The 22,267-nt window shown below is 32.3% G+C and carries 25 protein-coding genes; 21 read left to right on the top strand and 4 right to left on the bottom strand.

Annotation, left to right across the window (positions count from 1 at the left end):
• The first annotated feature begins 24 nt into the window (after positions 1-24).
• The 4 genes from QP953_RS20215 (at position 25) to QP953_RS20200 (ending at position 2,758) form a co-directional block, all read left to right on the top strand.
• A complete protein-coding gene (locus QP953_RS20215) occupies positions 25-984 on the top strand; it encodes an IS3 family transposase (protein ID WP_309552674.1) in 960 nt (319 codons plus the stop codon).
• 253 nt (positions 985-1,237) lie between these two features.
• A complete protein-coding gene (locus QP953_RS20210) occupies positions 1,238-1,630 on the top strand; it encodes a hypothetical protein (protein WP_309552672.1) in 393 nt (130 codons plus the stop codon).
• A gap of 187 nt (positions 1,631-1,817) precedes the next feature.
• A complete protein-coding gene (locus tag QP953_RS20205; RefSeq protein ID WP_309552670.1) occupies positions 1,818-2,360 on the top strand; it encodes a hypothetical protein in 543 nt (180 codons plus the stop codon).
• 41 nt (positions 2,361-2,401) lie between these two features.
• Positions 2,402-2,758, top strand: a complete 357-nt coding sequence (locus tag QP953_RS20200) for a hypothetical protein (protein WP_309552668.1) — start codon at positions 2,402-2,404, stop codon at positions 2,756-2,758.
• 254 nt (positions 2,759-3,012) lie between these two features.
• Here QP953_RS20200 and QP953_RS20195 read toward each other — a convergent pair whose 3' ends face one another.
• The gene (locus QP953_RS20195) at positions 3,013-3,999 is read right to left on the bottom strand and encodes a T9SS type A sorting domain-containing protein (RefSeq protein ID WP_309552666.1); all 987 of its coding nucleotides are present in this window, start codon (positions 3,997-3,999) and stop codon (positions 3,013-3,015) included.
• Positions 4,000-4,373: 374 nt separating this feature from the next.
• Between QP953_RS20195 and QP953_RS20190 the strand changes: the two genes are divergently transcribed.
• From QP953_RS20190 to QP953_RS20130, 13 genes are all read left to right on the top strand, one after another.
• Positions 4,374-5,528 carry a HEPN domain-containing protein gene (locus QP953_RS20190; RefSeq protein WP_309552663.1) on the top strand — a complete coding sequence of 385 codons (1,155 nt, stop codon included), beginning with the start codon at positions 4,374-4,376 and terminating at the stop codon, positions 5,526-5,528.
• A 353-nt stretch (positions 5,529-5,881) separates the two neighbouring features.
• Positions 5,882-6,886, top strand: coding sequence for an IS110 family transposase (locus QP953_RS20185; protein ID WP_309551837.1), 1,005 nt, complete (start codon positions 5,882-5,884; stop codon positions 6,884-6,886).
• Positions 6,887-7,029: 143 nt separating this feature from the next.
• On the top strand, positions 7,030-7,779 hold the full coding sequence (locus QP953_RS20180; RefSeq protein ID WP_309552661.1) for a hypothetical protein: 750 nt from the start codon (positions 7,030-7,032) through the stop codon (positions 7,777-7,779).
• A 151-nt stretch (positions 7,780-7,930) separates the two neighbouring features.
• On the top strand, positions 7,931-8,713 hold the full coding sequence (locus tag QP953_RS20175; protein ID WP_309552660.1) for a hypothetical protein: 783 nt from the start codon (positions 7,931-7,933) through the stop codon (positions 8,711-8,713).
• Between the two features lie 326 nt (positions 8,714-9,039).
• Positions 9,040-9,747, top strand: a complete 708-nt coding sequence (locus QP953_RS20170) for a hypothetical protein (RefSeq protein ID WP_309552658.1) — start codon at positions 9,040-9,042, stop codon at positions 9,745-9,747.
• 192 nt (positions 9,748-9,939) lie between these two features.
• Positions 9,940-10,365 carry a hypothetical protein gene (locus tag QP953_RS20165; protein ID WP_309552656.1) on the top strand — a complete coding sequence of 142 codons (426 nt, stop codon included), beginning with the start codon at positions 9,940-9,942 and terminating at the stop codon, positions 10,363-10,365.
• 26 nt (positions 10,366-10,391) lie between these two features.
• Positions 10,392-10,937 carry a hypothetical protein gene (locus QP953_RS20160; protein WP_309552654.1) on the top strand — a complete coding sequence of 182 codons (546 nt, stop codon included), beginning with the start codon at positions 10,392-10,394 and terminating at the stop codon, positions 10,935-10,937.
• Between the two features lie 185 nt (positions 10,938-11,122).
• Positions 11,123-12,040, top strand: a complete 918-nt coding sequence (locus QP953_RS20155; RefSeq protein WP_309552653.1) for a helix-turn-helix domain-containing protein — start codon at positions 11,123-11,125, stop codon at positions 12,038-12,040.
• 82 nt (positions 12,041-12,122) lie between these two features.
• Entirely contained in the window at positions 12,123-13,055 is a 933-nt protein-coding gene (locus QP953_RS20150; RefSeq protein WP_309552652.1) for a nuclear transport factor 2 family protein, read from the top strand.
• Between the two features lie 5 nt (positions 13,056-13,060).
• Complete coding sequence (locus tag QP953_RS20145; protein ID WP_309552651.1) at positions 13,061-14,089, top strand: alpha/beta hydrolase; 1,029 nt, start codon at positions 13,061-13,063, stop codon at positions 14,087-14,089.
• 601 nt (positions 14,090-14,690) lie between these two features.
• Positions 14,691-15,854, top strand: coding sequence for a site-specific integrase (locus QP953_RS20140; protein ID WP_309552650.1), 1,164 nt, complete (start codon positions 14,691-14,693; stop codon positions 15,852-15,854).
• A gap of 100 nt (positions 15,855-15,954) precedes the next feature.
• A complete protein-coding gene (locus tag QP953_RS20135; protein ID WP_309552649.1) occupies positions 15,955-16,218 on the top strand; it encodes a hypothetical protein in 264 nt (87 codons plus the stop codon).
• Positions 16,197-16,649, top strand: coding sequence for a hypothetical protein (locus tag QP953_RS20130; protein ID WP_309552648.1), 453 nt, complete (start codon positions 16,197-16,199; stop codon positions 16,647-16,649). The genes QP953_RS20135 and QP953_RS20130 overlap by 22 nt, the downstream gene beginning before the upstream one ends.
• An 84-nt stretch (positions 16,650-16,733) precedes the next feature.
• Here QP953_RS20130 and QP953_RS20125 read toward each other — a convergent pair whose 3' ends face one another.
• From QP953_RS20125 to QP953_RS20115, 3 genes are all read right to left on the bottom strand, one after another.
• A complete protein-coding gene (locus QP953_RS20125) occupies positions 16,734-17,291 on the bottom strand; it encodes a hypothetical protein (RefSeq protein WP_052600070.1) in 558 nt (185 codons plus the stop codon).
• Positions 17,292-17,502: 211 nt separating this feature from the next.
• Positions 17,503-17,790, bottom strand: a complete 288-nt coding sequence (locus QP953_RS20120; RefSeq protein ID WP_309552647.1) for a transposase family protein — start codon at positions 17,788-17,790, stop codon at positions 17,503-17,505.
• A gap of 35 nt (positions 17,791-17,825) precedes the next feature.
• Complete coding sequence (locus QP953_RS20115) at positions 17,826-18,332, bottom strand: transposase family protein (protein WP_309552646.1); 507 nt, start codon at positions 18,330-18,332, stop codon at positions 17,826-17,828.
• 415 nt (positions 18,333-18,747) lie between these two features.
• Between QP953_RS20115 and QP953_RS20110 the strand changes: the two genes are divergently transcribed.
• From QP953_RS20110 to QP953_RS20095, 4 genes are all read left to right on the top strand, one after another.
• Complete coding sequence (locus tag QP953_RS20110) at positions 18,748-19,413, top strand: hypothetical protein (protein WP_309552644.1); 666 nt, start codon at positions 18,748-18,750, stop codon at positions 19,411-19,413.
• 238 nt (positions 19,414-19,651) lie between these two features.
• The gene (locus QP953_RS20105) at positions 19,652-20,239 is read left to right on the top strand and encodes a hypothetical protein (RefSeq protein WP_309552643.1); all 588 of its coding nucleotides are present in this window, start codon (positions 19,652-19,654) and stop codon (positions 20,237-20,239) included.
• 209 nt (positions 20,240-20,448) lie between these two features.
• Positions 20,449-21,198 carry a hypothetical protein gene (locus QP953_RS20100; RefSeq protein ID WP_309552641.1) on the top strand — a complete coding sequence of 250 codons (750 nt, stop codon included), beginning with the start codon at positions 20,449-20,451 and terminating at the stop codon, positions 21,196-21,198.
• A 202-nt stretch (positions 21,199-21,400) separates the two neighbouring features.
• On the top strand, positions 21,401-22,243 hold the full coding sequence (locus QP953_RS20095) for a DUF6348 family protein (RefSeq protein WP_309552640.1): 843 nt from the start codon (positions 21,401-21,403) through the stop codon (positions 22,241-22,243).
• The last annotated feature ends 24 nt before the right edge of the window (positions 22,244-22,267 follow it).

The following is a 22,267-nucleotide window of genomic DNA, read 5'->3' as shown; positions in this document are numbered from 1 at the left end:
TTGAAAGAATTGGTTCGGAAATACATGGCTTTAGGCTTACTACGAGATCAGGCATTAGATTTGGCAGAGATAAGTAAAGACCAGTTTTATTATAATCCCAAAGAAGGAAAACAAGGGAAGAGGGCTAGTAAATCAACAAAGTACCGAAAAGCAGGAAGTTGGGATATAGTAGATAATCAAGAAGTAGTTGAAAAGATAAAAACACAATTATCACAACGAGATATGAACTATGGTTATCGAAAAATGAGTTATTTTTTGCAACAGTCTGGCTATTTGATTAATCACAAAAAAGTCTATCGGCTAATGAAAGAACATAGTCTTTTGCAAGCTAAGAAAGTCTCCGCCCAAAAAAATTATGTAAAATATCGCATAGTTGTACCCAATAGACCATTAGAAGTATTAGAAATGGACATAAAACAAATATGGGTAGAAGAACAACGCAGATATGCATATAATTTGACAATATTAGATACTTTTACAAGGGCAGCTTTGTATTTTACGGTTGGTTATAACATGCGTCAAACTCAAGTTAAACAGGCTTGGGAGTATGTGATAGAGCATTATTTGCAGCCAGCAGATGCATTGAATAGGAAGTTACATATTGAAGTTCGAAATGATAATGGTCCTCAATTTTCAGCAAAAATGATTCAAAAATTCTTTGAAGAAAATGGGCTAAATCAGATGTTTACTCATCCTTATACACCTCAAGAGAATGGTCATGTGGAAAGCTTTCATGGCATTTTGGCTAAGCATCTAAATAGACAAACATTTTGGACTTTAGAGCATTTGGAACAAGATTTAACCCTCTTTTATGAGCGATATAACAATACAAGAATACATGCTTCTATTGCTTATCTGTCTCCTCATGATTTTTGGAAACTTTGGGAAATAGAGCAAATTGAAAGAATTGAAAAAGCTAAAAATAAGGTGCAATTCAAATTAAAGATACCTTATTATAAACTCAAAGAAACTTTACTTACGTGAGCCTTCGGGTTCGGGTTTTATGAACATGAGGGAAGTTGTTCGCTTCAATCTGAAGGGCTCTATGCCCTGATAGATTGACAAAAAAAGGGAAGTGATTAAACGGAACACCTCCCTCCAACTTTTCGGTATAATAATCACCTTCGGTTGTTGTTCGTTAATGCAAAATTACGAAGATGATTTCGTTTATTGTTTAACAACTGTAAAATTGTCGGATTAATAGGGGGCTAGACCATTATTAACGCTCAATCCAGATTTGTACCTAAGAAATAAAGAAGAAGAAACTGTTTTTGAAATTGCTGAACGATTAAAGGATAAAGAAATATTCAAAACCCTACTCCAATACTGTTGGAAAGAAAATGAAAAATTATTCATCTTCGAATATCATGCAATACCAAAATTTGAGTCTGATTTTTTAGGAGCTTATGTGAATTGTTGGATAATGAATGAAGACCTCAATTATGCTAAACACAAAAGTAAAAGTTTAATTGAGGAAGAAAACTGGGAAATTGATTCCTTTGAAGACATCGCAGAAATAAAAGAAGGTGAAATCAAAGAAGAGGACGAAAGATATAAATACTACGAACAAGTAATAATAGATAAAGAAGTCTTGGTATTTCACACTTACGAGAATTTAGAAGAAGAATAAAGAGGTGCTTCGAATTGAGTTTTGCTGATAAAAAGAAAATTCAGTTCTTCCATTCGGGCACAAATTGAAAAAAGAAAAGAACACGGCAGCCAACAAAGTGTATGTGTTCATTGCGAGCAAAAGCTCGCAACGCCACATACACTAAACGTTGTGCATCATAAAACCAATACCTTGACCTATCTAGCCCATGAAAAAAATAACCATAACAGCTATATTGTTAATCTCAATCAGTCTTATAGTTACTTATTACCTAAACTCCAATTACTTTGAATTATGGAACAACAATAATGTCCAAATTATCACTAAAAAACCATTACTAGCGGAAAAAGTAAAAATAGAATTTGGTGTGAGTGTGAACACAATTAATCGTGAAAATGATCTAGACTTATTTAAAAATAGAAATAAATACACTATAATTTTTGAAGGAGAAAAAAAGAATAGCATAGCAAATAGTTACGGTGAAAATGATTACCTAATAACCTATGACAATAAATACTATTTATCCTTTAGACATTTTAAATTTAGTCCCAATCATCAACACAATTATGAATTTAAATTTATACCTCAAAATAACAGCATTATTCTATCAGTTTTCATTGATGGTGAAAGTGGGATGAAATTCGAAAGGGAAATGCTAAAAATTGATGACGCAGAAAAGTATGTCTGTAATACTCCTATAGATAACGCAGGAGGTATTTACAACATGGTTGAACTAGAAAATGATAAATAAACTCAATCATTGAAAATTTCACCATTCTTAAATATGGTTTAATGAATAAAGAAAAAAAAGAACAATGGATTCAAGCAATTTCCTGGTTCGAAGAAATTTGTGAAGAATTTGACTATGAGCTAAAGCCTCTAATAGATTATATGTATCAAATCAAAGAAAACCAATTTTGGGATAAATATTACCCAAGTTTTTCACATGATTCTTTAGGAATTTGTAAAGCTAAAGATTTTAATGATAGATTATATACTCCTATGATTTATATAACCTACGATTCAGAATCTGATTTTTTTACGATTCATTATCAAGAAGGTCAAGGAAATGAATTAAGTAAAGAAACAGTTGAAAAAGAAATAAATGATGAGATAACTAAAAGAATACAGAATTGGCTTGAAAAATAAAACGATGCACAACAATGTGTAACATATGACCATGCTAGATGCAGGGCTAAAGCTAAAGTCTCGTATTATGTGAGACGCCGCAAAATCGCAGATTTTGCTAGTAGCTTGAAGCTAAATTACTACCAAAATCTGCGATTTTGCTCTCGGAAAAGCTTATCTTCAGTCCGCATAGCCTCTAGCACAGGCATATACACTGAACGTTGTATTCAACCAATTTTCGACGTTTTTTGGCTTCCAACTAATCGACAAAAGAACTAATTACCTTCTTTTATTATTTTCTTACTGATAATAGTTCCTTCTTTGCCTATTAACTTCAAAAAATAAATCCCATCCAACAAATCATTTAGTGAAACAGAAATTAGCTCAAAATTCTGTTCAAAATTATCATTCATCAATAAAATTCGACCAGTAATATCGCAGACTTCAAGATGTTTAAGCTCAAACGATTCAGAGAGATCCTCAATTAAAATCTCACTAGAAGTAGGATTAGGATAAACCTTAATTTCTTTTTCAATTACCTTGGTAACAGCTGTTCCTACACTTGGATTAAAAACATATGTAATCCCTGCATTGGGCGAGCCATCTATAAAAGTATAATTGGGGACGCACGAATTATAAAACGAATACGATGGTAAATTCGCGGATCCTTGAAGACCAAGCATATCATTACAAGTATCATATAAAAACTTAACACTCAAAGTTTGAGTTCCTGGCGATTGACCAAAGGACTCTCTGTTGAATTGATTTGGACCAAAGCGAATTTCGATATGATTGTCGCTTTCAAATAGCCAAATTTGATAGTCTATGAAGTCAGCTGGATTGGGATTGGGAACAGTTTGAGGAAATCCTGCATTTTTCCATTCAATTTTTAAAATTTGATTTCCTGCTGTCCCAGAAATCTCATACCCAATTGGAGACTGTGAAGAGGATGTCCCCTTATCTGTAAGAAAATAGCCTCCAAAAGGAGAATGAACAACAAATAACTGCTTATTTCCTAAACCTGGAAAATGCAGACCACCTCCAGCGTAGACATTAAGAGCTGTAAAGTTCTGCCCATAAATATCAAAATCAAAGTTGAAAAAAATTTGATATGTTGTTGCATCTGTCCACATTGCTCCCTGATTTAGAGAAATAGGATTACTTAAATCCTGATAAGTATTCATTGTTGTTGTTACTGTGTATTGTGCTATAGTAGTGTAGCTAATTAAAAGGTATAATAATGTTAAGATGTGAGTTTTCATCGTTTTGAAGAATTTAGTAAATTACAACTCTTGGGGAACAAGTTAGTCTTACACAATAATAGTTCATATTTAGTGCATTAGCAAGTCCAACAGAATAAAAATAAAAAAGGCAGAAATACAACAATGCGTATATCGCTATCCCGCCGTTTGGGCTAAAGCTAAAGTCCATCCTTTTGTGAGGCTCCACAAAATCTACGATTTTGCTCTCGGGAAAGCTTATATTACACAGCGCATATCATGCGGCACATGATATACGCCACCGTTATGGACAATTCTAAAAAAACGCACTCAATAGAACGATTGAGGATAAATTATAGTTAATGTACTAGTCTTGACTTTACATTAAATAAATTTTTCACTCTTAAAATATAATTATGGCTATTGCCCTTACAAAATATGTCTATCCTTTAGAAAATAGTATTTTACTTTCTCAAAGTTTGGGATATACTTTAGACAACCCAAGATCTGAGGAAGAAATTAAATTAATCTCAGATTTTATCGCTAAATCTTTAGAAAACTATAAACCAAGCAAAGATTATAATCCTATTTTCTCTTTAACTTATTCAATAAGCGAACTTAGAAAAGCTTTAGAAGGAGATGTTGAGCATGAATATGCCTTCAACTTTTATAAGGAAAACTATGAAACTAAAACCTTAGATGTAATTGCAAAATCTTGGATAATCATTCGTTATGAAGATGATGGATTATTTGAAAAGGTTCAAGAGGATGATGAAATTCTATTTGATTTACTCTTAGATCAAAGTAATAAAGAGAACTCTTTCATTGAATCATTTTTTGAATTATCAAAATATTGCTACTCTCTCTCTCTGATTTCTATTACTGAAAACGAATTTATAGGTGAATCTTTGTTGTTTTTGGAAAATCCTCAAACTATACTCTATAAAATAGAATCTTATAAGCTTATTCGATTTCTTGAAAAAGTATCTTTTGCATACGCTTCAATGAGAAAAGGAAAAATAAAGTATAAGCCAAGTTGGCTAAATTGGCCTCTCAATAAAGATCGTCTATTAATTCAGTCTGAGTTATTGGATTCTGTATTAGCTATTAATGAAAAAGCAAATGTAAGCAGAAAGAAAAGAAAAGCTAGCCAAAACTTATCTCCAAAGGACAAGTTATTATTTGTAGGAGATATATTAAGAATGGTCAATGAAGACACTAGAGACATAAAGGTGAAATTGTTACTTTTAGTCAGCATTATTGAGTTCATGCTAACTAGGAATCCCGATTTTAATAGGTTCAATGTTGAGGATAGTATAAGTAAGCAATTTAAACTTAAAACTGCAATATTAGTTTATCAACATGATAAAAGTCAAGATTTAGCAATAATTCAAAAACACTTAGGAAACTTTTATAGCCAAAGGTCAAATATTGCTCACGGAAATTTTATAGCTAAAAAAGAAGAAAGTGAATATCTAAATTCTGTCTATATCTTATATTCATACATTAAAGCAATAATCGTTGAATATCTGAAAGATAGCAACTACGTTGATTACTTAAAAGACAATTAATACTCAAATAAAAAAACTGTCCATAACAATACGCATATGGCAATAGGGACCACTTTGTGATGTAAAAAGGTAGGGCTTACTCTCAAACCGCAAAATCGCAGATTTTGCTAGTGCTTGAAGAAAAAACTACTAGCCTTTACTTTGTATCAGGTAATTCTATGAACTAAATAAAGTCGTATAATTAGAAAAAAGAGAAGTAGAGGTGAACTATCTTACTAGCAAAGCTAATAGGCTTATATTTTGCATTAGTCCTCTACATTCTCCCTTCGTTGAATAGCTTCAAATAGAATAATAGATTAGCAGATCTACTAAAGGCGTGAAAGAAATTCAACATCAAATTAATGATCTAAATTATGAAAAAGTATTCCCATTACATTGGTGTAGATGTATCTAAATTAAGCTTAGACTTATTAGCACTTAATTCATCCAATGAAATTGTTATATCAGCTTGTACAATAGCTAACAAAACAAGAGAAACTAAGACTTTCTTTTTAAACATTGTTAAACAATTAGGAGATAAAGATTTTGTAGTAGCTTTTGAGAATACAGGAGTCTATAGCTCTTTACTTGCATGTACATTGGAAGAACTAGATATTGATTACTGTCAATTATCTCCTTTAGATTTGTTCTTGAGTAAAGGACTCAGTAGAGGAAAGTCAGATAAAATAGATGCTTATAGAATTGCCCAATATACCTTATTTAATCGAATGAAGTTAAGCTTGAGTCAAAACAACCCAGCTTCAATAGAAAAACTAAAAGTCCTTCATTCTCAAAGAGAAAAGATTGTTAAGTCTATAAAAAAATATAAGAGCAATAAAGAATTAGAGGCTTTTTTGCCAAAGGAAATGCTTAAAGAATTGACAAAATCAAGCAAGAGTATCTTGAATAATTTAGAGAAGAACTTGAAGTTAATCGAACAAGCAATCTTAGCCACTATAAAATCTGAACGTCAACTTAAGATAGATTATGAGTTGGTCCAAAGTATTCCTGGTATTGGTCCTCAGATTGCTACTTATTTGATCATAGTAACTCGTGGTTTTTCAAAGTTCAAAAGCGCAAAAAAGTTAGCTTGTTATGCGGGAGTTGCGCCATTCCCATTTCAATCTGGAACGAGTATAAAAGGCAGGACAAAAGTAAGTCCCTTTGCTGATAAAAAATTAAAAAGTCTATTAATAATAGGTGCTCTCAATGCTAAAAGAGCGGATAGAGAATTAAATAACTACTACCTAAAAAAAGAAAGTGAAGGAAAGAATCCCATGCTTATTTTGAATAATATCGCAAACAAAATTTTGGGTAGAGTTTATGCGGTTATTAATAGGCAGCAGCCTTATATCAATACTCAAAAATTTGCTGCTTAAATATTGCTTCTTTTATTTGGTTTTATAGATAGAATGCAATATCTACGATTTTGCTCTCAAGATTACTTATCTTCATAGCGCACATTTCGTGGCACGGCATATAGCGCGACCGTTAGCTACAATTCAATAAAAATCACGCAAAAATGATTGCCTCCAGAAAAGAAATTCTAAAACTCAATCCCACATTTTCAACCTTTATAATTCAGTTGCAAAACTCAACTTATAATCCTGAATTATCTCATCAGTATAAAGAGGGAGAAGAAATCCTCTTTGAAAATGATAAGATTGAAAAACTCACAAAAGAAGCTGCACAAAGACTAAATCAAGAAGCAATCGATGAATTTATAAAAAAGAAAGATTACTTCCCCTTTGAAAAAGAAACTAAACTAAATTTCTGTGGTAGAGCATTATTTAAGTCGACTAAAACAGATACCATCGACTATTTAAATGACATTGCAGATATTCTAAATATCATCAGACAAAGTTTAAATGAATCATCAATACTTATTTTGGGGCTTATAAAAAATAGCTGGTTTCAAGAAAATGATTATGCTCCTATCAGTAGAGCAATGAATTACCTGGAAGAAAAAATAAATAAAAACTTTGATGGAGGTTTCATTCTAAAAGAGAACGAAATTTTAAAATTCATTCCTCATCTCTTTTGGTTAATTCGATGTAATGCTAGTCTTCCAGAAACTTACATGACTTTTCCTAAATCAAAAACCATATTCTATATCTGTAAATACGGAATTATTCATTTTGAATTTTATGATGAAGCTGAAAAAAAGCAAATTCTAGAAATACTAGAAAAAAAACATTTCGAAAAAGTGAATTCTTGTAATGATCCTATTGAATTTGAATCTTTTGAAGGACGAAGAATAAACTTAAAATAACTGTAGCTAACAATGTGCACAGAGCAATAGCGACTATGGGGACGATCCTAAAGCCGGAGTTTTGCTATATTGGTTAGCTCGGCGAAGCGGCGCTGCCTTTTCGCTACTGTCTATCCACTGCCGTTGTGCAACATTAACGAAAAAACTAAACATGAAACTCATATTTTTTATTGCTTTTTTGTACTCCACTAACATTTACAGTCAAAACTCTAATATAGAAAAACAACTTGGAGGAAAAATTCAAATTGCATATTTTCACAAACATAACTGTGAAAACATAGCTTATCCTTCAAACAAACTTCTATTTTCTAAAGTAAAGAAGGATACTCTTGAACTAAAGCTTCAAGCAGCAGATAATTGTAGTATTGATTTTCTAAATCTCAAAGGAAAATTTAAACTAACAAATGATACTCTAAATTTATTTTACGAACAAATACATCCTGGTTTTGACCCTGAAAATCCAGATAAATTATTAGAACCCATTCCAGAAGCAGAATGTGATTGCCAATTTTGGCTAGATTATAAAATAGTGGGATGGAAAAATAAAAGAAAACCTCTGATAACTTTTTTTAATAAAAAAATCAAAGAATACATTGGTTATGAAATAATAGGACTAGACACCTTAAATAAAATAGATCTAAATGGTAATAAACAAGGAAAGTGGCTTATTTCACTTGAAGATTACAAATCAATGGATTACAGATTCGACTACTTTGAAAATGACATAAAAGTGAAAAGCGAAAGGTTTCAATTCCTATCTGAGTATGAAATTGACCCTAAAACAAAAAAGTTTAAAGAGTTTTTATATTCCCAAACCATTGAGAATCATCTTAAAAATAAAGGGGTAACAATTATTTACTCTAAATCAGGGGAAGAAAAAGGAAAATTCTGTTATCTCCTATCTAATCCAGATAAATCTATCTCGTGCGAATAAACAACGCCAGCACAACAAAGTGTATATTTTCATGGTACGAATCGGGAATAGTCTTACAAGAATGAACGCATGTACGACACCGCAAAATCTGCGATTTTGCTTCGGGAATGGCTATCTTTATATTGGCATGGCTTGTACCACGCAATATACACGAGCCGTTATCGACAATTCACCTACCAAAAACGAATTCTAAATTCTTAAGTTATATTCATAAAAACATATAAAAACTTTCGCAAAGGATAAAAAAAACAGATATTGCTTACCACATATGATTACCGAATATCATATAAAATTATCAACTAAACTACTAATAAACTTTATTCAAAATGCTTGATGACGATTTTTATAGTACAATTAAAACCTCCTTCAAAGAATTTGGTTCAAAACTAAAATTAGAACATTCATGGGGATTAGAACATTTCAGTTATAACTACCGTGCAGAAAAGGAAAGAGGCTTTGGGTTAAACAACCACTATATGAACGGATCTTTTAGTCTATTTTTACACGAAGACTCATTACATGTAGCAAGAGCTCATTCTAAAGATATTTACATGCTTTTAAAAATAGCTTTCTTTTGGGTAGATAAAAAGCATAGTCTCAAATGGATTAAAGAAAAATACAATATCGAAATTTTTAAAAAGATTGCTCTATCAAACCCTGCGCTAGAAAAAAGATGGAACAAAACAAAAAATTCATATTTTTCGCATTTACACTTTTACGAAAATGAAAGCATGATTGAATATGAAGAAATGTCAAATTTGATAGATAGTATTGTAAATCACGAAAAACTCTCAACATTCATCCCATCCTTAAGCCATTATTCGTTACATTTATACCCTAGTAAAGAAGAAAGACATATTCCAGGGTATATTATTTATCCTGAAAACGGCAACTCCATTAAAATCGTAACTTCCTTCTATGTGATGGATGACCTAATTCCAGACAAAAAAGTTGATGAATCTTTTGATGAAATTAACGATGCTCTTGATTATTACTACTCCTTATATAATCCATCAAAAACAAAAAAACAATAAACTGTCGATAACAATCTATATATGGTCATCCCAGTCGGGCTAAAGCTAAAGCCTCGTGGCATATCTCGCTCCGCAAAATCTGCGATTTTGCTCTAGGGATTAGCTATATTTCGTTACGCATAGCTTCGGGCACGTCATAGGCGCTCACGTTAGATGCAATCAAGGTTCACCCAAAAGAATATGACAAGTACTATGGAAATAAATTTTAAAGATAAAACAGTTAGTATTACGAGTCTTCATCAATGGCATACTTATGAAGGGCTTATTGAAGGTGTACCTCATGATAAAATGAATGAACGAATTTTAAAATTTATTCCTCAAAAAGCATTAAAACTAACTAATGATGCCAAATACATTCTTATTGAACCAGAACAAACTCCAATAGATATAGGAAGAGAATATCCATTTGGTAAGCCCATGAGCCTTCCAAGTTTTATTTGTGTTGCAGGATTAAGACATCATGGTACATCAAAACCTGAAATTGGTGGTATTTCTGAACTTACATTAATCTGTTTTCAAAATCAATTCACCCCTCCATTTGAATCTAAAGTATTGGAAGAGATAGAAAAGCTAAATTGGTTTGATTTTGCTAAAGATATTAGTTGGGATGAGTATTAAAGCTATCCCACGAAACCTATTAAACTATGAGAAATTCATTACAAGAATTGGAAGACTCTTTATTAAAAGATTACAAATTTCAGTTGCATCCCGATGCTAAAAAAGTATTGGCTATAACTCCTGAATTTTTCACTTCTTATGGAGAAATGGATATTTCATGTTCTGATAGAATTTGGGATTCTTGGATGGATTACCTCGAGTGGAGACCTAAAAACCGCAATAAATGTTCCGTTGAGTTCTTAAAAAGCAAACTAAATCCATGGTGTGACAAAGCTGAAAACTTCAATATTTGGACTAAAAAACTCCCTCGTAAGTTTCTTGATGAAATCAAAGATAAATATGATGCTTTTCATTATGCAATAAGAACAGATCAAGTAATAATTGGAATCTGTTTTGCTCAATTTATGCTTGAGGGAAAAATTGTGAATGAATTGAAAAAGCTTCTTCTGCATACTCTTGAGAGAAATTTAGACTCTGAAGCTCTAAATCGATGGGGAAATCCAAATGACATAACTAGAAAAGAGATTGAAAATTCATTGAAAGCATATAAAAAAGTTATTGGCTTACTATAAAATAAAAAAGACTGCATCTAACAATCTGTATATCGCCATCCCACGTACGGGCTAAAGCTAAATTCTCGTCGTATGTGAGACTCCGCAAAATCTACGATTTTGCTCTGGGAAAAACTTATCTTTAGTGGCGCATAGCTTGCGGCACGTTATATATAGCAACGTTGTATGCCATACAATAGAACTACGTGAATCATTATAAAACCATACCAGAATATTGCAAAGCGATTAACATTTCATCGCCTATACATCCGCATTTCGATATTCGGAATTTTCAGGACAATATGGCCACCGTAATAAATGAAATGCCACCATTTAGGCACGAATTTTATGCCATTGCTGTAAAGTCAAGCGGAAGTGGAAAAGCAAGAGTAGGTCATCATACTGATTTTCCCGAAGGAGCGACTATCTTTTTCAATTCGCCTTTTCAAATTTTATCTTGGGACATAAAACCCAATTGGGAAGGGTTTTATATTATGTTTTCGCAAGAGTTTATTGCTAAATCTTATTTTTTGCAGGATATTTTACAGCATTTCCCATTCCTTAAAATTGAAAAGGATATGCCTTTTGAAGTAGCACAAGAAGATGTAGAAACTATTTCCAAAATCTATCAATCTATACAGTCAGAATATCAAAATAACAAGTCTGACAAATTTCAACTGATTGAATCTTACGTCTTATTGCTACTGAACTTTGTGAAACGTTATTTTGGCAAAAGCATTTCACAAAAGGATGCTTTGGGAGCCATTAGGAAAACTGATTTGAAATTGCTATCACGTTTTCAAACCCTCATTGAAACGAGTTTTCAAAATAAAGCTTTAGAAACGTTTGCTAATTTACATTCCACTTCGTATTACGCTCAAAAACTGAGCATACATCCTAATCATTTGAATAAAATTGTTAAAGAGATTACTGGCTTAACCGCTAAACAACACATCCAAAATCATCTGTTAAATTTAGCGAAATCACAACTCATTCATACCGAGAAAAGTATCAAAGAAATTGCCTATTCGCTTTATTTTGATTCGCCTAATAACTTTAGTAGTTTCTTTAAAAAACTGACTTCTAAATCACCGAATACGTATAGAAAAGAAACCATTCTTTGATTTTCATACTTCTTGCTTTGATTTTATAAACTAATGTCGCTTCTATCTGTGCAACTTTGTATTGTCATAAAATTTAAGAGTTATGAGAACAATACTTACAACACTATTAATACTTGTTTTAGCACAATTAAAAGCACAGCATATGGAACAACCAAAAGATGTGGTTACACAGTTATTTGTAGCCACCGACCAAAACCAATGGGGCAAATTAGAAAACTATTTTGCCAATGAAGTCCTGTTAGATTATTCCTCTATGGGAAATCCAATATCAAAATTAACACCTAATCAAATTACTAATGCTTGGAAAACCATTTTGCCAGGATTTACCCATACGCATCATCAAATAGGAAACATTCAAGAAGTCATTCAAAATGATAAGGCAGAAGTTTTTGCTTATGGAACGGCTACACACTATTTAGAAGATGAAAATGGTTCGGTTTGGACAGTTGTCGGTACGTACAATTTTGAATTAATTAAAGAGAACAAGCAATGGAAAGTGAGTGCAATGACCTTCAACTTAAAATACCAAGATGGAAATCTATCGCTTCCACAAAAAGCAATTAATAAAGTAGCAGGAAAACCCAACCAACCAACAGTTGGCGAACGAAATAAATCAGTTGTAAAAGCATTTTTTAAAGCATTAGAAAATGAAAATGCTACCGAAGTAGCCAATTTATTTGCCGAAGATGCAAAGCATATAAACCCCTATCATTCCGATATATTTCCAAAAGGAGCTAACGGAAAAGAAGCCATTAAAAAGTATTGGGAACCTGTATTTCCCAATTTTGATGGAATGTCTTTTCCTATAGATGCAATATACGCTATGGAAGACCCAAATATTGTATTCGTAAAATATACAGGTAATATCAAATTGAAGAACAATGCAGGAGTTTATAGCAATGATTACTATTCCATATTTAAGTTTAATGAGGAGGAAAAAATAACAGAATATGTAGAAATTTTTAATCCAATAACTGCGGCTCGTGCTTTTGGATTGTTAAATAAATTAAAATAACCAATATGAAAAGAATAATAGTAATAACAATCATAACCACACTTATGGTTTCGTGTGGTCAAAAATCAAATAACACAGAAATTCAAAACATTTCAGAAACCACAACAACAGTAAAACAAGAAACAATGAAGAAAATAAATTTTAAAAGTGAAGGATTGAATTTAATCGGGAACCTATATTACCCTGAAAATTATGAGTCAGGTAAAAAGTATCCGGCTATTGTAGTTTCAGGAAGCTGGACTACCGTCAAAGAACAAATGGCAGGATTATATGCCGAAAAGTTAGCAAAAGAAGGATTTATTACTTTGGCTTTTGATTTCAGAAATTTTGGTGAAAGCGAAGGAGAACCACGTTTTTTTGAAAGCCCTAACCTTAAAAAAGAAGATGTTAAAAACGCAGTAACGTATTTAGCATCATTAGATGAAGTTAATAACGATAAAATTGGTGCTTTTGGCGTGTGTGCTGGAGCTATGTACACACTTATGGCATCTGCGGAAGATAATAGGATTAAATCAGTTTCTACCGTAGCTTCTTGGTTACACGATGCCGAAGCTGTAAAACTATTTTATGGTGGAGAAGAAGGTGTTCAAACAAAAATTAAAGCGGCACAAGAGGCGAAGAAAACCTATGCGGAAACAGGAGAAATAAAATACATTCCAAGTATATCTGAAACTGATGAAACCGCTGCAATGTATGGACCTTATGATTATTATCTAAATCCAGAACGAGGTGCAGTAAAAGAATGGAGCAACGACAAATTTGCCGTTGCAAGTTGGGAAGATTGGCTAACAATAGACCCAATGCCTTATGCTAAACAAATCAATAAACCTGTATTGATGGTACATTCAGATGGAGCGGTATTACCAAATTACACCAAGAAGTTTTTTAATGACATTGTCACGACTGACAAAAAATTATATTGGATGAATACCGAATTGGATTCGCCTTTCCACCAATTTAATTACTACGACCAAGATGTTGAAGTAAATGAGTCAATTGCACAAGTAAGTAATTGGTTCAGAGAGAAAATGTAAAAAGTACGGCATACAACAATTAGCGATCAAAATTAAGTGGGTCCATGAGATCCCACTAATTTTATCGTGTTGTTGCACTGAACACCCCGAGTACAGTTGGTAAAATAGCTCTTGTGTAATTTCAATAAATTAGCGCTTAGTTGCCCATTGTTCTAGAAGGCTCTTTTTTTGAAAAACAGATTGATAGAGTTAGTCAAGATAGGTAGGCACTGAGATAAGGGAAAAATGATGGAGATTATTAAAAAAACTCTAAGAATTCCTAATCTTGAGGCATATTGACAATATGTTACTTTGTGTAGAAAGAAGCCTTTCTCTTTTTGCCCTACTTTAGTACCCGAAATAAAACAATTTTCTTATCTTATTCGTTCACAGAGTGATATAAAATGCATTACTCATTCTGTTGTGGGCGCTACTCAGACTATCAAAAGTCTACATTTAGCAGCATAAAACATAGGCTACATCGCTGTTTCAGCCGTTTAATGCTGCTTTTATTTTTTGTTCGCTTTTCTCTCTTTTACATCTGTTTACAGGGCTTTTTGTTCTTCGTTTGTTCACCAAATAGAAGGCTTTTTCCGTAGCTTTCTATAAAAAAGAACAAACTATGATTCAATTTTCTGTTGTCCACAACTACAAAAACAAACTACGAAAGAACGGAACTGGACTAATTCAAATCAGAGCTTACACAAAAGACCAATGTAAATTCTTCTCTACTGGAATTTACGTTACCCCCTTTCAATGGAGCAAACGACTCAAGCAAGTTATTGATCATCCCAACACTTTTCAATACAATGCTGAAATTAGAAGACAAATTAATGCACTAGAAGCCTTTGCTTTGGATTGCATCAAAAAGAACGGCGTTATTACTATTAACCAGGTAGAAGATTTCTTTCGTTATGAAGATGTAGAGTCTTTTACTGATTTTTGGCGTTGCGAACTTGCTGCAGATACCAAACTATCTAAAGAAACGAAGGGGAAACACAAAGCTGCGCTCAATCATTGGACTGACTTTCGAAAAGATGTTCAATTCTCAGAATTGAATTTTAACTTGATTCACGATTTTGATACCTTTTTATATAAAAAGAATTTGCACACCAATACCGTATTCACACATCACAAACAAGTACGCAAATACATTAATTTGGCTATTAGTAAAGGAAGTTTTGAAGCGCATAAAAATCCATACTTAAAATTTAAGCCTAAAACGGTCGCTACTGAGCGCCTAGTATTGGTCTGGGAGGAAGTCGAGCGCCTAGAAGCCTTGAGTTTTTCTCCCAAAGAGTCTTATCTGGAGTTGATTCGAGATATGTTTTTGTTTTCTTGTTATACAGGTTTGCGTTTTTCAGATGCTTGTAATATTCAACACCAAAACATTGAACAGGAAAAAGAAGGTCTGCTCCTAAACATCATTGCCCAAAAGACAGGCAAGCAACTTTTACTTCCTTTGTACAAATTGCACTTGAAGAAACCTGAGCAGCTCATCCAAAAACATTTAATTTCTGGCGCAGCTCCTCATGTCCTAGTTTTTCATCAATATACCAATCAATATTTTAATCGAACGTTGAAATTGTTGGCGGCTCGTGCTGGGATTAATAAGGCAATTAGCAGCCATGTGGCTCGGCATACCTTTGCGACTCATTTAGCTTCTAAAATTCCATTACATGTTCTGAAGTCGATTTTACAGCATTCTAAGATTGAAACAACTATGATTTATTTGCACCTTTCCAATAAGGTGGTGAATGATGCTTTGGATGGGGTGGATTGGTAAAACTCATCTTTTAGGGTAGGTTAAATTTATCCTAAGTAGGGTAGCTTTATTCTTTTTCACAGCTACCCTAACTATTTTTGTCCACCTAAATAATAAATCTATGTTAATTATTATACTTCTTATGTCTTTGATGTTGTCTATCAATACTGTAACGGTAGGACAATCCACTAAAGTAGGAATTATTGATACTGCTTACGTCAATAAAAATATAGTATTGCAAACATGGATAAAAGAAGATTTACAAAGCCTTGTCGATTACCTAGAGGATTCTGTTCTTCTCCCTCAACGTAAAGAAATAGAAGATTTTTATCAAGATGTTTTAGAACAGAGTGATAGATGTGATTGGGGGATCCTTTTCTCTTAGTTGATTTAGAACGTCAACTCCAGGAGTGGCAAATAACCTTTAACTCTTTGCTTCGGGCGTGTGATACTACCTTGATAAACTATGAGAAAAAATTGCTCAAGATAAAAGAGGATAAACTAAAACAAGCTGTTAATGCTTTGGTTGATGAAAATGAATTAGAATATATCGTTTATTCTGAAGGTCTGTTATTTTCTAATATTGAAGTAGATAAATATCATTTCTCAGCTCAGATTTCCATAAGACTGAATAATAACTTAGACTACGATGAATGGGAGCAAATGTCAACTGTTTTAAAGGATGAACTTATACAGAATTTGCATTCAAAAGGACACTTTTTATCTGTTAAAACCAGACTATCCGACATTTATACTTATGCCTTACTTACAAAAATGTTCTTTGTTTTATGCCATTTCTACAATTCACTTAGATAAGCAAAAAGTAGGCAGTCCTCAATATTACGATAACCTAAAATCAAAACAACCATGATTGACCTACACCATCTGAATAATATAATACTAATATTTAACACTTACATTTATAGTATTTGACTCCAAAACATCCCTAAAATAATGAAGTGTAAACTCATACTCTCCTTTCTTTTTTCCTATCCAATTTAATTCTACTCTTCTTTTAAAGGTACTTCCTGGCATTATATCTATTTGCTCAGTATACTTTTTATACATCTTATACACTCCTGGATCCATATAATAAGACATAGTGAATTTATGCCATAGATAATCACCATTTTTCTCTTTTACAGAGATATTGAGGCTTAACGGAATTTTATTTTTAGCATAATTAAAGTTATACCAATAAGCTGTCCGATGTGAATCTGTTGGATTGTGAAATGTTATATCCAAAAAAGTAAGAGAATCATTTTCAGGAATGTATTCTTCAATTTTCAATACTAATCCTTTTGCTTCTTTTACATTAATCTTTATAGCTCTTTGGCGCTCTGTGCTATGCTCCCCAATATAGCAGGAGTTCAATATTCCTGTGATGAGAATCAGTGGTGAAAAACGAATGATTTGGGAAAGGTTGATTGCTATGATATATATAATGGCTTTTTTCATGGTAGATAAGGTTTATAACTCAATATCAAAAATATCAAATTATTGCCAATTTTAACATACTTTTTCAGTCTAAAAAAATAAAGGATAAGCTTCAATGAAACTTACCCTCTATTATCTAAAATTAAGCTTAACGACTACTTTCGAGTTAATTTCAAATAATTCACTTTTGCAACAACTTCCTCTCCTTTCTCATTCGTGTATTTCATTTCTGCTAGGTGGCGACTGTCATCCAGACCAACAAACAACGTTTTATGCCTGAGATAGCATGCTCAATTGAAATTCTCATACTCCCAAAAGAAGCATTAAACCATTTTGCAACAGCACTTAATTGCTTACCTCTTGGCTTTTTAATTGGTTGTTGTATGTGGACTCCTGGAGGAGCATAACCTTGAAAACCTTTATCTTGACGAAGGTAGATTCCTTCAGGAAAAGTACAGTTTTCTTCATCAGCAATTCGCTTATCAAATACAGTTCCATCGCGTGTCTGGCTTAAGAACAAAATTTGCTGGCTATTAGCACCAATCAAGTTGTTCTTTATGGAATGTCTTTTTTTTTGTTACTATATTGGCTTTCTTGAACATCTTGGTCAGAGTTTCGATGTATACTACGTTCTGTTACGTCTTGGTTATAAGAATCGTCACCAAATTCTTCTAGTAATTGTGCCAATTTATGCCCTTCTCGTAAGGGCACAACTCCTAGTTGTTTGAGACTTTCTAATAGCAATGGTTGAAGTAGTTTCATCCAAATACTAACCTTTGCTTGGGACAGCCCAAAATTGGCTGCTTGAAATTGCTGCAAAGGGTAATTTTTTAAATAAACCAATACAAATAGTAATTTGTCTTCGACAGTAGCTAATGTTTTGGTGTCTTGCTCTGGTCTAGCATTTGGAAATTTATGTTTTTTACCTTCCAATGTATGCCATCGAAAATATCGAACCCATACACCATAAAATACGGATAGAAGTTTTTCAAACTCTTCTACCTTTAGGCCCGTTAGAGACAAGAAATTTGTCGGATTCTTTTTTAAGTTATCATAGTTCATGCTTTTAATATACGAAAAATAATTCTGCCTTGCGTATGCGTACGCGCAGTCAGGCTTTATTCCTAATAATATCTAATAATGTTGTTTTTTTGTTCAAAAATGAATTAATTTTGTTTTAACAAAAAAAACAGCAGTCAAACTAAACTTACTTTGTAGGGTAATAAATAAACGTCTAATAACAATTGGCTTACTTATTTATTAAAATAAGATATGACCTTTTGTTATGCTAAACTATGTAGACAAATGTAGACGAATATCCGAGAAATGAACCTAAAAATTTTAATTCATCTTGGGTGGTGAATGGAATTGGGCGTACCAAAGACGACCGTTAGGCACAATTTTTCATCCCAAACTCAAACTTTCTATTTTAAAGACTTTACAATAAATCATAAAAACCTCAAACTGATTCTAAAGCATGAAAAGTATTTCTTCAATCTTATTAATTTGCTCGTTATTTTTCCCTCAAGAAAACTCTCTTCATAAAGCTCCAAAAATTTTTGAAGGGATAATTACATACGAAATAATCACAAAATCAAACATTGAAGGAGTCAGTGATGAAAGATTGTCTGAAATTACAGGCACTAAACTTATAAAGTATGTGAAAGGGAATAAAGTTTTATCCAAGTATTATTCCTCCCAAAACACTCTTATAGAAGAAAGGCTACTTCTAAAAGATGAAGGAAAAAATTTTTCATATTCCCCTAAAAGAGATTCTATATTCTGGTATTACTGTTCAGAAGATAAAAATCAAACTAAAATAATTGATGTAAAGTCAGAAGGACATAAAAAGTTCTTAGGTTTTAAATGTAATATTACTATATTCGAAATTAAGTTTCTCAGCGAACCTATAGACTATACAGTTGAATATGTATATTACTGTTCTAAAAAGTTTCCCAAAAACAATGAAAAAAATGCTTGTACTGATGTAATTGATAGCACTTTAAACTCTATGGTTATTGCATGGGATGTTAATGGGTTTCCCACTTGTGATAGAAAGTTTGTCCCTCAAAAAATTGAAAGAAAGAAGTTAGATGATTCTATATTCAAGCTAAGTAAAGACTTACCCTTAAAAAAAGTATAGAACTGTGCCTAATAATGTGCATATGCTCATGCCCAGTTTAGGGCTAAAGCTAAAATCGTGTCGTATGTGAGACGACGCAAAATCGTAGATTTTGCTTTGGAGATTGGCTATATTTCGGTTCGCATAGCCATAGGCACTCACGTTATGAGCAATCAAAAAAAAATCACGGAATTATGTACACAAAATCAATGTTGCTTTAAAGTATATATCAAGCTTCAAAACATCTTAATTAAGACCTATGCTCACATTAAATAAATACCTTATTCCTTTCAATATCTTTTGTATAGTCCTAGGGAGTTACATTATTCTATTCGCTTATAAAAAGGATGAAATAACAAATTTCAAATCTATATCCTTAACTTTAAAATCAAAACCTGAAGTAAATTCAACATTTACTTTCTATGTAAAAGAAAATAACAATCGATACATATTAAATGACTTTGGACTAGAATCAATTAATAGAGCAGATTTGAAATATTTAGGGACTCTTTCTAAAAATCAAAAAATTGAGTTCAGTATAAAAAAATCAGAAGCACATGGTATTCATGAAAAGTTGAATGGTTCTATGGGAATTGTAAACGTATATGGCATGAAAACTCATTCAAAAGCTTTTTTGAGTCTAAATGATTACATTAATTATAGAGAAAACGAAAACAAAAGCCTTTTAGGAAAAAGTATCTACATTTTCATATGTTGCTTAACTCTTCTATCAATTCACTGGATAATTTGTATGGGACTTTGCGTTCTAAATCCTAAAAAAATCGACATATACTCTAAATCTAAATGGTTCAATCCTTTAGTAGTCAGAGAAACTGAAATTTCTTAATAAAATGGTTCTAATAGTACAACAAAACAGCTCATAACAATGTATATACTACCATACGCAGTTCAGGGCTAAAGCTAAAGTCCATCTGCATGTGAGACGACGCAAAATCGCAGATTTTTCTTCAGGGAATAGCTACATTTATTGGGGCATGACTTTGCGTATAGAGTATATACTGCCGTTAGCTACAATTCAATAAAAATCACGCAAAAATGATTGCCTCCAGAAAAGAAATTCTAAAACTCAATCCCACATTTTCAACCTTTATAATTCAGTTGCAAAACTCAACTTATAATCCTGAATTATCTCATCAGTATAAAGAGGGAGAAGAAATCCTCTTTGAAAATGATAAGATTGAAAAACTCACAAAAGAAGCTGCACAAAGACTAAATCAAGAAGCAATCGATGAATTTATAAAAAAGAAAGATTACTTCCCCTTTGAAAAAGAAACTAAACTAAATTTCTGTGGTAGAGCATTATTTAAGTCGACTAAAACAGATACCATCGTCTATTTAAATGACATTGCAGATATTCTAAATATCATCAGACAAAGTTTAAATGAATCATCAATACTTATTTTGGGTCTTATAAAAAATAGCTGGTTTCAAGAAAATGATTATGCTCCTATCAGTAGAGCAATGAATTACCTGGAAGAAAAAATAAATAAAAACTTTGATGGAGGTTTCATTCTAAAAGAGAACGAAATTTTAAAATTCATTCCTCATCTCTTCTGGTTAATTCGATGTAATGCTAGTCTTCCAGAAACTTACATGACTTTTCCTAAATCAAAAACCATATTCTATATCTGTAAATACGGAATTATTCATTTTGAATTTTATGATGAAGCTGAAAAAAAGCAAATTCTAGAAATACTAGAAAAAAAACATTTCGAAAAAGTGAATTCTTGTAATGATCCTATTGAATTTGACTCTTTTGAAGGACGAAGAATAAACTTAAAATAACTGTAGCTAACAATGTGCACAGAGCAATAGCGACTATGGGGACGATCCTAAAGCCGGAGTTTTGCTATATTGGTTAGCTCGGCGAAGCGGCGCTGCCTTTTCGCTACTGTCTATCCACTGCCGTTACCTACAATTAAAAATCGAAAAATATTAAATAAAATATCATATATTGGGTTTTGTTTAATCAAACTTAAGCTAATCCATGGAATCTGATGATTTAAAAAAATATACTTTTGAAGGCTTTAAAGACTCCTTTAATTCCATTCAAGAAAAAGAAAATGAAGATTTCTTTGAACAAACCTTACAAAATAATGACTACAGAATAGATGCTCTGTACGAGTTCGGCGAAGGAAAAGTAGAAGGGAAAAGTGGAGTCTCTATAAATTATACCGCTGTCGGAAAAGGTGATCTTGAGTTACGTGAAAACGTTTCCATTTTTACAAGCTATATAGAATACGATATAAAAGGTGCTATCGATGAGTTAGCTAAAGTTGACGTACCAGTGATAGATTACTTATTTAGCTCTAAAGATTCTGAAAAAATTGGGATTCTTGAATCAGTTTTTTATAACCCATTTGTTAAGCCAGAAATCATTCAAGGCTGGAAAATAATTATTGGACCTCAGAAGAAAATGATAGGTGATAATATTGAATTTGTAAATGGGAATGATGCACAAGATATCTTACAAGCTGTATATCCTGAACTAAATAATCAACTTTTTCCTAAAGCAGATACTTATTTTATTAAATCTTGGATTACAAGAGTTGGGAATGAAGGAATGTGGGCAGACTGTAGAGTAAATATGGAAAATTGGGAATTAGGTCAAAACTTACTCTTTGATTATGGAGACACATGGAATATTGGAACTCAAAAGGTATCTCTAAAACAAATCATATTGCTTATCCCTAAAGAACTAGATGAGCTTGAAAAGGGGGGCGAGATTCTTGAAAATTTAAAAGAGCAAGCAGCCCAACACGTGAAAAATAAAAGAGAGGAAAATACTCCACAGCCTAAAAAGAAAGCTTGGTGGCAATTTTGGAAATAAAAATAAAACTGTAGGTAACAATCT

It is taken from the genome of Aureispira sp. CCB-E (assembly GCF_031326345.1).
GTDB lineage: Bacteria > Bacteroidota > Bacteroidia > Chitinophagales > Saprospiraceae > Aureispira.
This window is presented reverse-complemented; position numbering and strand designations above follow the sequence as displayed.